The 13250-nt window shown below is 34.6% G+C and carries 10 protein-coding genes; 2 read left to right on the top strand and 8 right to left on the bottom strand.

Annotated elements, in window-relative coordinates; all coding sequences use genetic code 11:
* Window position 1: 1 nt before the first annotated feature.
* The 8 genes from FJR47_RS04150 to efp all read right to left on the bottom strand — a co-directional run bounded on the left by FJR47_RS04150 (window position 2) and on the right by efp (window position 10586).
* Entirely contained in the window at window positions 2–703 is a 702-nt protein-coding gene (locus FJR47_RS04150; RefSeq protein WP_152299200.1) for a DUF2461 domain-containing protein, read from the bottom strand.
* Between the two features lie 11 nt (window positions 704–714).
* Entirely contained in the window at window positions 715–3840 is a 3126-nt protein-coding gene (locus tag FJR47_RS04145; protein ID WP_152299199.1) for a cytochrome c biogenesis protein CcsA, read from the bottom strand.
* A gap of 105 nt (window positions 3841–3945) precedes the next feature.
* Entirely contained in the window at window positions 3946–4233 is a 288-nt protein-coding gene (locus FJR47_RS04140; protein WP_152299198.1) for a hypothetical protein, read from the bottom strand.
* Window positions 4234–4315: 82 nt separating this feature from the next.
* A complete protein-coding gene (locus FJR47_RS04135) occupies window positions 4316–5578 on the bottom strand; it encodes a M18 family aminopeptidase (protein WP_152299197.1) in 1263 nt (420 codons plus the stop codon).
* 63 nt (window positions 5579–5641) lie between these two features.
* Entirely contained in the window at window positions 5642–5947 is a 306-nt protein-coding gene (locus FJR47_RS04130; RefSeq protein WP_152299196.1) for a DUF167 domain-containing protein, read from the bottom strand.
* Window positions 5947–6258, bottom strand: coding sequence for a hypothetical protein (locus FJR47_RS04125; RefSeq protein ID WP_152299195.1), 312 nt, complete (start codon window positions 6256–6258; stop codon window positions 5947–5949). Before FJR47_RS04125 ends, FJR47_RS04130 begins: the two co-directional genes overlap by 1 nt.
* 7 nt (window positions 6259–6265) lie before the next feature.
* Window positions 6266–9874: a DNA polymerase III subunit alpha gene (dnaE, locus tag FJR47_RS04120; protein WP_152299194.1), complete on the bottom strand. Its 3609-nt coding sequence runs from the start codon at window positions 9872–9874 to the stop codon at window positions 6266–6268.
* Window positions 9875–10019: 145 nt separating this feature from the next.
* Window positions 10020–10586 carry an elongation factor P gene (gene efp / locus FJR47_RS04115; RefSeq protein ID WP_152299193.1) on the bottom strand — a complete coding sequence of 189 codons (567 nt, stop codon included), beginning with the start codon at window positions 10584–10586 and terminating at the stop codon, window positions 10020–10022.
* A 164-nt stretch (window positions 10587–10750) separates the two neighbouring features.
* Between efp and FJR47_RS04110 the strand changes: the two genes are divergently transcribed.
* Together FJR47_RS04110 and tgt are read left to right on the top strand one after the other, a co-directional pair.
* Window positions 10751–11929 carry an NAD(P)/FAD-dependent oxidoreductase gene (locus tag FJR47_RS04110; protein WP_152299192.1) on the top strand — a complete coding sequence of 393 codons (1179 nt, stop codon included), beginning with the start codon at window positions 10751–10753 and terminating at the stop codon, window positions 11927–11929.
* 189 nt (window positions 11930–12118) lie between these two features.
* The gene (gene tgt, locus FJR47_RS04105) at window positions 12119–13237 is read left to right on the top strand and encodes a tRNA guanosine(34) transglycosylase Tgt (protein ID WP_152299191.1); all 1119 of its coding nucleotides are present in this window, start codon (window positions 12119–12121) and stop codon (window positions 13235–13237) included.
* Window positions 13238–13250 lie beyond the last annotated feature (13 nt).

The following is a 13250-nucleotide window of genomic DNA, read 5'->3' as shown; positions in this document are numbered from 1 at the left end:
CTTATTCCTCTTTTACTCGTAAACTTATTTCATACATAACACGCTGCAATGGCAACATGTCTTCATAGATTTTATAGAGCGTTTCAATAAGCAAATCACCATTTTCAATCAGATTTGGCTCTAAAATTTTATAAACTGCCATCCCTTTATAAAGACTCAAATCCACACTTGGCATCTCAGGGCTAAAACCTCGCGGATATCTCTTGTAACCCTTCTCTATAGTCTTATAACCTTTTGTCTCAATGTTTTTTAAAAGTTTATCAAGAGCAACTCTTCGTTCTTCATCTCCTATGTACTCTCTATAAGCATCAAGAAGGGGTTTTTCAAACCATCTTACACCTGCTGATACAAAAAGTTCATCAGGGGAGAAGTGAAGGTAAAATGATGATTTTTGAAGCCTGCTTCCACTACTGCCTTGAGTAAAAATGATGCCGATTCTTGATTTTAGAGGCGCTTTATTTGCTCCCATCCTGCGAGTATCTCTATAGATTCTAAAGAGTGATTTGTTTATTTTTGGTTCAAAGTCTATTGTCGGCTCTAGTGCCATAAGATGATCGCCCATCTCTTGAACAAAAGCGCGAGAAGGGTTTAAGATATACTCCTCATATTCGCTTCTATGCACCTCAAACCACTCTTTGTTATTATTTTTACGGATAGAGTCTAAAAAAAGAAGAGCCTCTTTAGGAAAACCTTTAAAATCCATTTCAAAATCCTCTAAGCCAACTTTCTATTTCTAAATGCAATAACAATTACAACAAAAAGAATCGTATATGTCACAGGCACAAAATCGGGGATAGGAACAGGGTCACCCTTTGCATATGAGTGCATTCCGGCAAGATAGTAATTTACTCCGAAATAGGTCATAAGAACAGATGTATATGAAAGCAGTGAAACTACACTAAAGCTAAATTCATTGTAAATTGATTTTATAAATCTAAGATGAATGACAACTGCATAAACCAAAATCGTCACAAGCGCCCAAGTCTCTTTTGGGTCCCATCCCCAGTAGCGTCCCCAGCTCTCATTTGCCCAAACGCCGCCAATAAAGTTTCCAAGTGTCAAAAATGCAAGACCAATCATAAGACTCATCTCATTAATAGAGTTTAATTCTTTTATGGAGAGTGAGATATGTTTTTCATTGTTTTTGTTCTTAAACACAAAAAGAAGAATCACTATAAAGCCCAAAAGTGCACCAAGTCCCAAGAAACCATAACTAGCCGTAATAACAGCTACATGTATGCTTAGCCAGTAAGAGTTAAGAACCGGTACGAGGTTTGTAACCTGCGGATTCATCCAGTTTAAATGTGCCACAAATAAAATAAGACCTGTCAAAACAGCAGTTGAAGCCATAGTCATAGACGAGCGTTTTGAGAAGAAAATACCTGCCAAAATAGTTGCCCAGCTGATATATATCATCGATTCATATCCATCTGACCACGGCGCATGTCCGGCTACATACCAACGAAGACCCAGCCCAAATGTATGTGCTATAAATAATAATGTCAATAGCAATAAAGAAATTTTCTCAATTGCTGTTATATTTATAGCAGGTTTTAATATTTTTATAAAACTAGCAATAAGCAGCATAAAACCAATCACAAAGTAAAGAGGATAAAGTCTTTCAAATATATTTGCATAGTTGTATAACATCTCCGCTTTTATCTTTGTTTCTGAAGGCATAACAGATGCTCCGTAAAAGTTTTGATACTCTGATATCTCTTCTAATGCACTATTGGCTTCACTCCAGTTTCCTGTGTTTACTCCTTTTTCTATTGCCGTAAAATATTTAAATGCAATATCTCTTATCTTTTGAGCATTATTTTTTGAAAATGTTTGAAGTGCTTCAATAGTCGGATACCATTTGTTATTTAGATCATTTGGTTTTGGCCAAATTTTTACCAAAGAACCGGCATATACAGAGTAAGAAACATTTATTCTTTCATCAATTTCCAAAACAGCTTTATCTAGCAAATTTCTATTTTTTGGTTCTTTTATAATTGCATTGTTTACAAGTTCTGCTAACTTATATCCTCTTAGTTTATCAGGATCTGTAAAAAATTGTGAAAATGAAGCATATTTTGCATCAGCTTTTGCCCCAATAATTTTATTTATCTCTTCATTTTTTGTTCTGATAATTTTTAACTCTTTATAAGCGTCAGGCTTAGTCATCATTCCTAAGACAACTTGATTTGCACTAAGACTTTGATCTCCTATTTTTAAAGATGAACCTCTATAAATCTTTGCAAGTATCTCGTTTGAGAGAGTATCAAGTGGTTTCATTCTTCCCGAGCTATCTTGAATGGTCAACTCTCCAAATCTTTTTGCATGCTCTTTATCAAAAGAGAGTACAGTTTTTATAATCGGATCTATCTCATCTGCATATGATGGCGCTACACTAAAAAGCAATCCTATTGAAAGTAAAATTCCGAGAGCTTTTTGCTCACTTGCCTTTTTCGCTCTGTTTGATAAAGCAGCAAATCTGTTTTTTCTTGAGAAAAGAGACCAGAACATCCCTAGTCCCAAAAGAAAATATCCTATATATGAGGGTAATGTTCCCGGATCGTTATTTACTGACAATATTGTTCCTTTCTCGTCTCTATCATATGAAGATTGAAAAAATCTATATCCGCGATGCTCTAAAATATTGTTCATATAGATTCTATAAGGCATATGTATGTTTTGTTCTTTATCAATCAATTCTACTTCACTTGCATACGATGCAGGAGACATAGAACCTGGATATCTGTCTAACTGAAAATCAAGAAGTTTAACCTCAAAAGGAATTTCTAATCTTTTAGAGCCATATGATATAGAAATTTTTACACCGTCTATAACTGTGTAATACTCTTTTGCTTTTCTTCCGGCTTGACCGAAAATAGTTATATTTTTTGAAGTTTCACCGACTTTTACATTAAAGACTAAAGCATCCTGCTGCGGTTCCATTGGGGAAGCATTTGGATTTGAAACAAGTTTTGTAATTGCATGATTGTAAAATTTTCGTACTGCAAAACTACTTCCGTTTACACCAAAAATAGTTCTATATTCAAGACTATTTTTATCACTTGGATCCATTTCACCCTGTGAATTATCATCCATTTTTAAAAACATAAGAGGCATATCATGTTTCATAAAAAGTTTGCCGTTTTCACTAAAAATAGAAATAACAGGTTTTGAAAAACTCTTTTTAGAATCAAAATCTATGACTATATTTTCATTTTGATAATACTCACCTCTGCGAAGTTTTAATGGAGTGCTGTTTTCATTTTCAGTTACCATCATATCTATTATTTCAAAACCACCCTCTTTTGCCTCAATCAGTTTGTCTACAACATCAGGAATATACTCAACAAGTTTCACATCAACATCTTTTGCGTCCACTTGTAAAGATGAAGAGAGCGAATTAGTACTTTTTTTGGAAAGATAAAGAGTTTTTTCACTTGTTGCTGTTTTGTCGCCTGATTTGGCAGTTACACTAAAGTATGTATCAGCACTTAGCATCGTGTTTGCTGTCTCGCCCTCACGAATATGCATAGTTCCTTCAAATCCAATAAAACGAGTTATTGCAGCACCAAGAACTATAATTATAAAAGAGAGATGAAAAATAAAAATAGGGATTTTTTTAACACTAAACATCTTATATTTAAAAATATTTATAATTAAATTAATTGTTAAAAGTACGATTAAAATCTCAAACCAACGAGCATTGTAGATTTCTGCTTTTGCTGTTATAGTTCCATAGTCATTCTCTATAAATGTTGCATATCCTATAGCTGCCGCAAATATAATCATCATGATAGCCATGGATTTCATGGAGCCTAAAACTGATATAAGTTGTTTCATATGTCTAATTTCCCTCTAAGACTTTTAAAATGTCTTTTATTTAAAAAAGGATATTCTATTTAAAATTAGCTAACAAAGGGTTAAATTAGTACTTAACTATTGAAGTTACTCTTCTAACTTAAAGGTTACTCTAAAGTCTCCATTATCAAGTTCTTCAACTTCATGTGCAATAGTTAAAGGAATTCTTTCATATAGAGGAAAAGGCTCTTGCAAAAAAATCCCAACAATTCTAACATTTTCACTTTTAAGAAGAGTAAATGCATAAATAGCATTTATCATGGGTTCAGGCGGATGAGAATTTGTTGCATCAAATTCATAATATGTCAACCCATTCTCTTCATATTTGTAAAAATCAAAAGTTGCTCTTGGAATTTTAATAAGCTCTTTTTTCATTTTATACCTACTTTTTAACTAAAATTTTAACATTTTATAATTTAAAAATTATTATCATATAACAATTTTATTTTGATCTATATCAAGAATCATTAAAACTTAGGATGATTTTATAAAGACTATAAGCATCTTTACTTCCGCATAACTCTCTTATGGAATGCATTGCAAAAGTTGGAACTCCTATATCCAATGTTTCTATACCTAATCTTGTAGCTGTTATAGGACCGATGGTAGAACCGCATCCCATATCGCTTCTTGTTACAAATGTTTGAAAAGGCTCGCCTATCGAAGATGCAATATTCATAAATCTTGAAACAGTTTTAGAGTTTGAAGCGTAGCGTTGAGAAGCATTTATTTTTATAACACTTCCTTTATTTATATGCGGGGCATGATTTGCATCATGTTTACTTGGATAATTCGGATGAATGGCATGTGCATTATCTGCAGATATCATTATGGATGAACGAATCATTTGAACAAACTCTTCATAATCATCAAAAACTCTATGAAGTGTATTTTCTAAAAAACTTCCGCCCGCACCTGAAGTCGAACTGCTTCCCACCTCTTCATGATCATTTGCAATAAAAAGCATAGGTTTGCTCTCATCAATGCTGCAAATTGAAAGTATACCGACATAACAGCTAATAAGATTGTCAATCCTTGCGCTAGCAATAAAGTCATCATTAAGGCCTACAAAAGAAGCATTTTGAACATCATAAAAATTCAGATCATTTGCATATAGCTCTTTTACCTCATCGACACCGCTTATCTTTAGCTGATCTTTTAAAAATTGTTCAAAATGAAAATCATCTGAAGTAGATAAAATCGGCAATATATCACTCTGTGCATTAATACTTCGCTCTTGATTTGCTTTATCATCCAAATGAATTGCAAGCGAAGGAATAATAGCTATTGGTTTTTTAACATCAATCAAAGCATCTTTTATTATATTATTTGAGTCCAAATAACTGACTCTTCCGGCCAAAGAGAAATCTCTGTCAAACCATGTATTTAAAAGCAGACCGCCATATGGTTCAACTCCAAACTTTACAGCTCCATGCTCTTTAATAACCGGATTTGGTTTTACTTTTAGATTTGGAGAATCAGTATGTGCCCCAACCATTACATAATTCTTTTCGCCAGAGTATGTAAAAGCTATAATTGATGAATCATTTCTAGTCAAATAGTACTTTTTACCAGGTTCCAACTCCCATCTTTGTTCTTCATAAAGCTTTATAAATCCGGCATTTTCGAACATTCCTGCCATATTCTGCGTTGCATGAAAAGGAGTCGGTGAAGCATCTAAAAAACCTAAAAGTCCTTCGTTGAAATTTTCTTGTGTCATTACTATAGTTCCTAAATGAAATTTATACTTTATCTTTTTGATTATACAAAAATATTTTTTATTCTACTTATACTCTATCACTTTTGGAAGTTTTTTTGGTGCTTTTATGCGAAGTTGTTTATGAATGCTCTCACGGCCGTAAACTACTTCTATGTTTGATGCACTCACTCCAAACTCCTTTGCCAAAAAAGAGACCATATAGTCAGTTGCCCTGCCGCCTTCAGGCTGCGCTTTTACACTTACTTTGAGCTGGTTGCCCCTTACTTTGCCTATCACATCCCTTTTTGCGGCAGGTGTCCCCAAAATATTTAAAACCAGCACATCTCTGTCCCATTCATAAAAAATACATTCTAAATCTCTTGCCTTCATTATAAAAACAACCAAATTAAAAGTGCTATGCCAATGGCAAGGTTTATATAACTTATTCCCTCTTCAAAGAGCATTACTAATAACTCATAATACTGAGTATTTAGAAAATCTTGAGGTTTTAAAAGCTCATTATTTGCATACTTCGTAATATCTTCACCCCAAATATAAGCAATAATTTCAGGAACGATAAAAAAGAGAACAACTCCGCCTATCCCCCAAAAATTCTTCTGCGGTTTTATCGACTGTAATGCTTTTTTCGCATTTGGATTTTGTACTATGGCTTGTGCTTTTGCTTTAATTTTTTCTTTCATATAAACCTTATGAAGCTAAAATATCAACAAACTCGTTACCGTCCAATGCCGTTAAAATTTTGCTGTCTACTCTTATAGCCGAGTCGATTATAACATTTTGAAGTTTTGAGATTATGGTGATTTTTAGCTCTCTATTTCCTGGATTTTGTCTGACAATTCTATATAAATCTTCAATTACTTTCATATCAGTATCTAATTTTATAGAAAGATTTATAGGCTCAAGAGGTATTTCTCGTACCTCTTTTTTTGTCTTTTTTGTCTCTTTTTTAGCATCTTTAAGCGTCATAATTTTACTTACGCTGATTCTTGTAAACATATCTGTATGAGTAATTTTTGTCTTAAAAGCTATAGGCTCGTTTAAGTTCATCTGATTTAACTCTTCGAGTTTGTCGCTAAAGAGCATAACTTCAATATTTCCGTGAAAATCCATAATATTTACAATGCCGAACTGATTCCCCTTTTTGGATGTTTTTTTTGTTATCTCTTCAACTTTTCCGATAAAAATTGCATACGAACCGTCTTTAACACTCTCTATCTCTGATGATAGCGTATACTCCAGCTCCTCTATCTTTTCTCTATACTCATCAAGCGGGTGTCCTGAGACATAAAAGCCCAATGTCTCTTTTTCAAATTCTAAAATCTCTTTTAACTCATACTCTTGAGAATTTATTAACTTTAACTCAACGGTTGTAATTTCACTATCATCACTAAAAAGACTTCCTACTGCATTTTTTCTTGCCATTGAAGCATCTTTTGCAGTATCTACTATCTTTTCAACTTGATCCAAAAGAGCCTTTCTGGAAAATCCAAATCTGTCAAAACCGCCCGCTTTTATAATAGACTCTATCACTCTTTTATTTACTTTTGAGGGTTCAATCCTATTTACAAAATCTTCTATTGATGTAAAATCACCACCCTCTTTTCTTGTTTCTAAAATAGAAAGAACTGCTGATTGTCCAACTCCTTTAATAGCACCTAAACCAAAAAGAACAATCTCTTTGCCATCTTTTGTAATTGCGGAAAATTCTAGCTGTGAATCACAAATATCCGGAGGTGAGAGCTCAATGCCCATTCTCTTTGTCTCATCAATATAGCGCACGACTTTGTCGGTATTATCTTTATCTGATGTTAAAAGTGCCGCCATAAATTCATTTGGATAGTAAGTTTTTAGCCATGCTGTTTGAAATGTAACCATTGCATAAGCTGCAGAGTGGGATTTGTTAAAACCGTATCCCGCAAACTTCTCAATCAAATCAAAAAGTTTAGATGCCTCATTGTAGTCAAATCCCTGCTTTTGAGCTCCTTTTGCAAACTCATCATTATAAGTAGACATATCCTTTTTCTTACCCATTGCACGACGAATAATATCCGAATAACCGAGAGAAAAACCGCCCACGGTTTGTACTATCTGCATAACCTGTTCTTGATAAACGATGACTCCATATGTATTTTCCAAAATAGGTTGCATCGTATCAAATGTGTACTCAATCTTCTCTCTTCCATGCTTTCTCTCTATAAAACTCTCAAGCATTCCAGACTCCATCGGTCCCGGGCGATAAAGCGCCAAGACCGCAATGAGGTCCTCAAAACTGTCGGGTTTAAGTCGCTTATTTAGATCCTGCATTCCCGAACTCTCTATCTGAAACATTCCTACCGTGTTTCCGCTGCGAATCACATCATAAACTTTAGGGTCATTCTCATCTATCTCATGCCATTTAATCTCTTTGTTGTATCTCAATTTTATAAGTTTTATAGCATTGTCGATAACATCAAGTGTTTTAAGCCCTAAAAAGTCAAACTTAATCAAATCAACATCTTCTAAGTAATTTAGTGAATATTGTGTTACAAAAGTCTCTTCACCCGATGGCTTATAGATAGGTGTTTTTTTCCAAAGCTCCTCATTTGAGATAACAACGCCGGCAGCATGTATCCCGGAATTACGCTTGAGACCTTCGAGTTTCTTAGCAAACTCCCAGACTCTTGCAGCATTGGCATCACTCTCTATAAATTCTTGAAGCTTAGGTTCTTTTTGAAAAGCGCCTGGTATAAAATCACCATTTTTTGTTTTACCGTTAAGTGTGATTCCAAGCTCATCTGGAACAAGCTTTGCCATTTTATCCGCCTGTGAAAGAGGCATATCAAGAACACGCGCAACATCACGAATAACCCCTTTTGCCAAAAGCGAACCAAATGTAATAATCTGCGCTACCTGATTTCGTCCATACTTTTTTACAACATAATCAATAACTTCTCCGCGGCGCGCCTGCATAAAGTCCATATCAATATCGGGCATACTTACGCGTTCTGGATTGAGAAATCTCTCAAAAAGAAGATCATACTTCATAGGATCAATATCTGTAATCTCTAATGAGTATGCAACAAGACTTCCTGCTGCCGAACCACGACCCGGTCCTACAGCTATACCCATCTCTTTTGCAACTTTCACAAAATCCCAGACAATCAACATATAACCGGGAAATTTCATGGAGTTTATAACATCCATCTCGAAATTAAGTCTATCTCTATACTGCTGATGTTTTTCTTGAGGTACATGCTTAAGTCTTTGTTCCAAACCAAGTTCACAACGATAAACAAAATAGTCTGCATCATTTTTATCCGCTGCGCTCTTCCAAGCTCTTTTTTGCTCTTTAGTCGCATCATCTCCCAGCGGTGCATCATCCTCATTATCAATATCTAGTCCCTCATTTTTTGCATACTCTTTTGTAAATTTAAAATTTGGGGGAACTGGGTCACCTAGTTTTAGCTCCAGATTGCACTTATCTACAATCTCCTGTGTATTTTCAAGAGCTTCGGGAATATCGGCAAAGAGACGCGCCATCTGATCTGGGCTTTTGAGATAAAATTCATGCACAGAGTGACGCATGCGGTTTGGGTCATCATAGAGTTTATTCATTCCTATACACATAAATGCTTCATGATACTGCGCATCATTTGGAAATGTATAGTGAGTGTCATTTGTGGCAATTATTTTTATATCAAGTTCTTTGGAGAGCTTTAATATCTGATCATCAATAAAAAGCTGATCGCCTATTCCGTGACGCATTAGTTCAAGATAAAAATCATCACCAAAAATTTCTTTATACTCAAGTGCAGCAGCCTTGGCTCCCTCATATCCCAAGGCGCCGTTTTTAATATTTCTTTCGTTTGCCGTATTTAAATGCCAGTTTATTTCGCCTTGAAGACACGCAGAGCTGCATATAAGACCCTCAGAGTGCTCTCTAAGCTCTTTTTTATTGATCCTCGGAAAGTAGTAAAAACCGTCTATAAAAGCTTTTGATGAGAGATACATAAGGTTTTCATAACCCTTTTGATTTTTGGCAAAAAGACAGATATGAAATCGCTGTTTTGTGCTTTTATCATCAATATTTTCACCATTATGAATATATCCCTCTATTCCAATAATAGGTTTTATTCCGGCATCTTTCATAAGTTTGTAAAAATCTATTGCACCGAACATATTACCGTGATCTGTCATAGCAACAGAAGTCATGCCAAGTTTTTTTACCTGTGTTACAAGATTTGAGAGTTTATTTGCACCGTCTAGAAGTGAATATTCAGTGTGAAGATGTAAGTGTGTAAATGGTAAAACACTCATTATTTTGTAACCTTTTGTATATATATTTTAATACTTGAAATTATAGTAAAATTGATATTAAGTGCAAGTTACAATATTAGATTGTTTTATTTTTTTTAATTATTTCAGCAGATTTCGGATACGAAAAATATCGTATCCAGGAAAATTACTTAACTTTTTCTAAGTATTCACCATCAACAGTATTTACTTTAATAAGATCACCCTCAAGCACATGGTAAGGTACTTGAATAACAGCTCCTGTTTCAAGAGTTGCAGGTTTTTTGCTTCCGCTTGAAGTATCGCCTTTAAAGTTTGGTGGTGTATCAGTAACAATAAGCTCCATAGTTTCCGGAGCAGTTACAGATATAGCTTTTCCTTTATAAAATATAATGTCAACATTGATTCCGTCTTTAAACCATTTAGAAGCATCATCGCACTGCTCGTAGCTAAGTCCAAGCTGCTCGTATGTTTCATTGTCCATAAACTGATACATTTCACCATCATCATAAAGATACTGCATTGTTTTATATGTGATTTCAGGCACTTCAAATTTATCACCTGCATGAACAGTTTTTTCAACTACTTTTCCATTTAAAAAACTTTTTACTTTCATACGAACAAATGCCGCACCTTTACCTGGTTTAACATGTTGAAATTCCACCACTCTATAAGGTACCTCACCTATAATTAGACGAACACCTTTTTTAATATCACCCATTCCAATAGCTGCCATAAATTCACCTTGTAAATTTTTTTGTATAATTTTACAAAAAAAGTGCTTAAAAAAAGCATTTAACAAGAAGCTCATTTAATGTAACAAATAAGTAAAAAATATTAATATTATTTTAATTGCTTATATTATAAAATACATTCATAATATTTAATAAGGAAAAAATTATGAAAAATGTATTAATTTTAGGCGGTGGATTTGCCGGTATTGAATCAGCGATATATTTAAGAAAAGCAAATTACAATGTTACACTTATAAGTGATAGAGACTACTTCTATATCTATCCAACTTCTATATGGGTACCGACAAAAGAGAGCAGCTTTGATGATGTTTGCGTAGACTTGAATGCTCTAAAAGATGCTCACGGGTTTGATCTTATCATAGATTCTGTAGAAGCTATATCAGCGAAAAATAACACTGTAAGCTTAAAAAGCGGCAAAACAATAACGGAGTATGATTATCTTGTTGTTGCTATGGGCGCTTCAAAAATGAAACATCCCGGTCTTGAAAACACTCTCTCTATTTGCGGAGCACCGGAGCAATCAATTCTTTTAAGAGACAAACTCGAAGAGATAGTCAACAAAGGAAGCGGAAATATCTGTTTTGGATTCGGCGGCAATCCTAAAGACAGCTCTGCAGTTCGTGGTGGTCCTGCATTTGAACTGCTGTTTAATGTTCATAATTATCTAAAGAAAAAGAAAATTAGACAAAACTATAACCTGACTTTTTTTGCACCTATGGAAGAACCTGGAAAAAGAATGGGAAGTCAGGCACTTAAAATGATGGATGTTTTCTTTAATAAATTAAATATCGACAAACATTTTGGCAAAAAAATAAAATCATTTGAAAATGATGGCATATTATTTGAAGACAATACAAAGCTATCATCAGATTTTACTATGTTTATCTCTGCTGGAGACGGGCATGATGTTATTAAAAACTCAGATTTACCGACAAATGAAGCAGGATTTGTAAAAGTTAATGATTACTGTAATGTAGTTATAGATGATAAAATTAGCAATATCTATGCAGTAGGCGATGTAGCTGCACTTGAGGGGTATGATTGGAGAGCGAAACAGGGACACATAGCTGAAGTTATGGCTAGAAATGTGGCTCACAATATAGAAGCTAGAGACAAAAACAAAACCGATTTTAAAGGTTATAACGAACATTTAAATATTTTATGTGTAATGGACAGCGGTGATGGAGCGGCTTTTGTCTATAGAGATGAGAAAAAAGCATTTATGATACCTATGCCGATTTTTGGACACTGGCTAAAAAAAGGGTGGGGTAAATACTGCAAATACTCAAAATTGGGGAAAATTCCTAGAATTCCTGGAATGTAAAAAAAACATAACAGCAACAATATAAATTTGATTTTGATTTTATATGGAGAAAATAAGTTTTAGGGTACAATTTTGCTAATAATTGTAAAACTTCTTATAGAATCTAAATCAAAAATCTTATTCTTCTTAAATTTATTTTTTGATTTTATATATTGATTTTACAAAAAGTTTATTTAGGATTTAAAAATAATGCAATTTACATTAAACGCTACTTCAAAAAATGCTCGTGCATGCACGATTAAAACAGCGCACTCTACCATTAAAACTCCTGTTTTTATGCCTGTTGGAACTGTAGGGAGCGTTAAAGCTCTGGATATGCAAGATGTTCTTGATCTTTTAGGAGCCGAGATTATTTTGGCAAACACCTACCATATGTACCTGCGTCCCGGAGATAAAACGGTTGCAAAAATGGGCAAGCTCCACGGCTTTACAACCTATCCAAAAAGCTTCTTGACAGACAGCGGCGGATTTCAGGCATTCAGTCTTAGCGATATCTCAAAAGCTTCGCAAGACGGTATAGAGTTTCGCTCTCATATCGACGGAAGCAAGCACTTCTTTACACCCAAAAAAGTTATAGACATTCAACACAATCTCGGCTCAGACATTATGATGATTTTAGATGACTTAGTTGCACTTCCTGCAACACAGGAGCGCATTGCTCTTAGTATTGAGAGAACGACTGCATGGGCAAAAGAGTCTATAGAGTACTTTAGAGCAAAGCAAAAAGAGGGAATCGGAGTAGAGCAAAATATCTTTGCAATTATCCAAGGCGGGACTGACAAAGCTTTTCGCACAAAGAGTGCTACTGAACTTTGCAAACTGGATTTTGACGGTTTTGCTATTGGCGGTCTAAGCGTAGGCGAAGCGAATCAGGATATGTATGATACAGTGGAGCATACGGTAGAGTATATGCCAACAGATAAACCTCGCTATCTGATGGGCGTAGGTACTCCAGAAGATCTTATTGAAAATATTGAACGAGGCATCGATATGTTTGACTGTGTTATGCCCACACGCAATGCACGAAACGGAACACTTTTTACATCATTTGGAAGATTAAATATTAAAGGTGCGGTATATAAAGAGGATAATTCACCGGTTGATAGTGAATGCACATGTCTTACATGTCAAAGATACTCTCGCGCCTATTTAAATCATCTCTTTCGAGCGCGCGAAATAACCTACTTTAGACTTGCAACCATCCACAATCTTCACTACTATCTTAACCTTATGAAAGAAGCAAGAGAAGCAATTTTAGGGGATAGATTTACAGAGTTTAAAGCAGAATTTTACGCAAAAAGAAGCTAATCCGTCAAAATAA

Origin of the sequence: Sulfurimonas xiamenensis (genome assembly GCF_009258045.1) — a bacterium.
GTDB lineage: Bacteria > Campylobacterota > Campylobacteria > Campylobacterales > Sulfurimonadaceae > Sulfurimonas > Sulfurimonas xiamenensis.
The sequence above is the reverse complement of the archived record's forward strand: the minus strand, read 5'-3'. Positions and strand labels throughout refer to the sequence as shown.

Bases quoted from the DNA above. Each gene is read 5' to 3' on its own strand.
- FJR47_RS04140 (WP_152299198.1), bottom strand. From the start codon at position 4,233: ATGAAAAAAGAGCTTATTAAAATTCCAAGAGCAACTTTTGATTTTTAC.
- FJR47_RS04150 (WP_152299200.1), bottom strand. From the start codon at position 703: ATGGATTTTAAAGGTTTTCCTAAAGAGGCTCTTCTTTTTTTAGACTCT.
- dnaE (WP_152299194.1), bottom strand. From the start codon at position 9,874: ATGAGTGTTTTACCATTTACACACTTACATCTTCACACTGAATATTCA.
- FJR47_RS04110 (WP_152299192.1), top strand. From the start codon at position 10,751: ATGAAAAATGTATTAATTTTAGGCGGTGGATTTGCCGGTATTGAATCA.
- FJR47_RS04125 (WP_152299195.1), bottom strand. From the start codon at position 6,258: ATGAAAGAAAAAATTAAAGCAAAAGCACAAGCCATAGTACAAAATCCA.
- FJR47_RS04145 (WP_152299199.1), bottom strand. From the start codon at position 3,840: ATGAAACAACTTATATCAGTTTTAGGCTCCATGAAATCCATGGCTATC.
- FJR47_RS04135 (WP_152299197.1), bottom strand. From the start codon at position 5,578: ATGACACAAGAAAATTTCAACGAAGGACTTTTAGGTTTTTTAGATGCT.
- tgt (WP_152299191.1), top strand. From the start codon at position 12,119: ATGCAATTTACATTAAACGCTACTTCAAAAAATGCTCGTGCATGCACG.
- efp (WP_152299193.1), bottom strand. From the start codon at position 10,586: ATGGCAGCTATTGGAATGGGTGATATTAAAAAAGGTGTTCGTCTAATT.
- FJR47_RS04130 (WP_152299196.1), bottom strand. From the start codon at position 5,947: ATGAAGGCAAGAGATTTAGAATGTATTTTTTATGAATGGGACAGAGAT.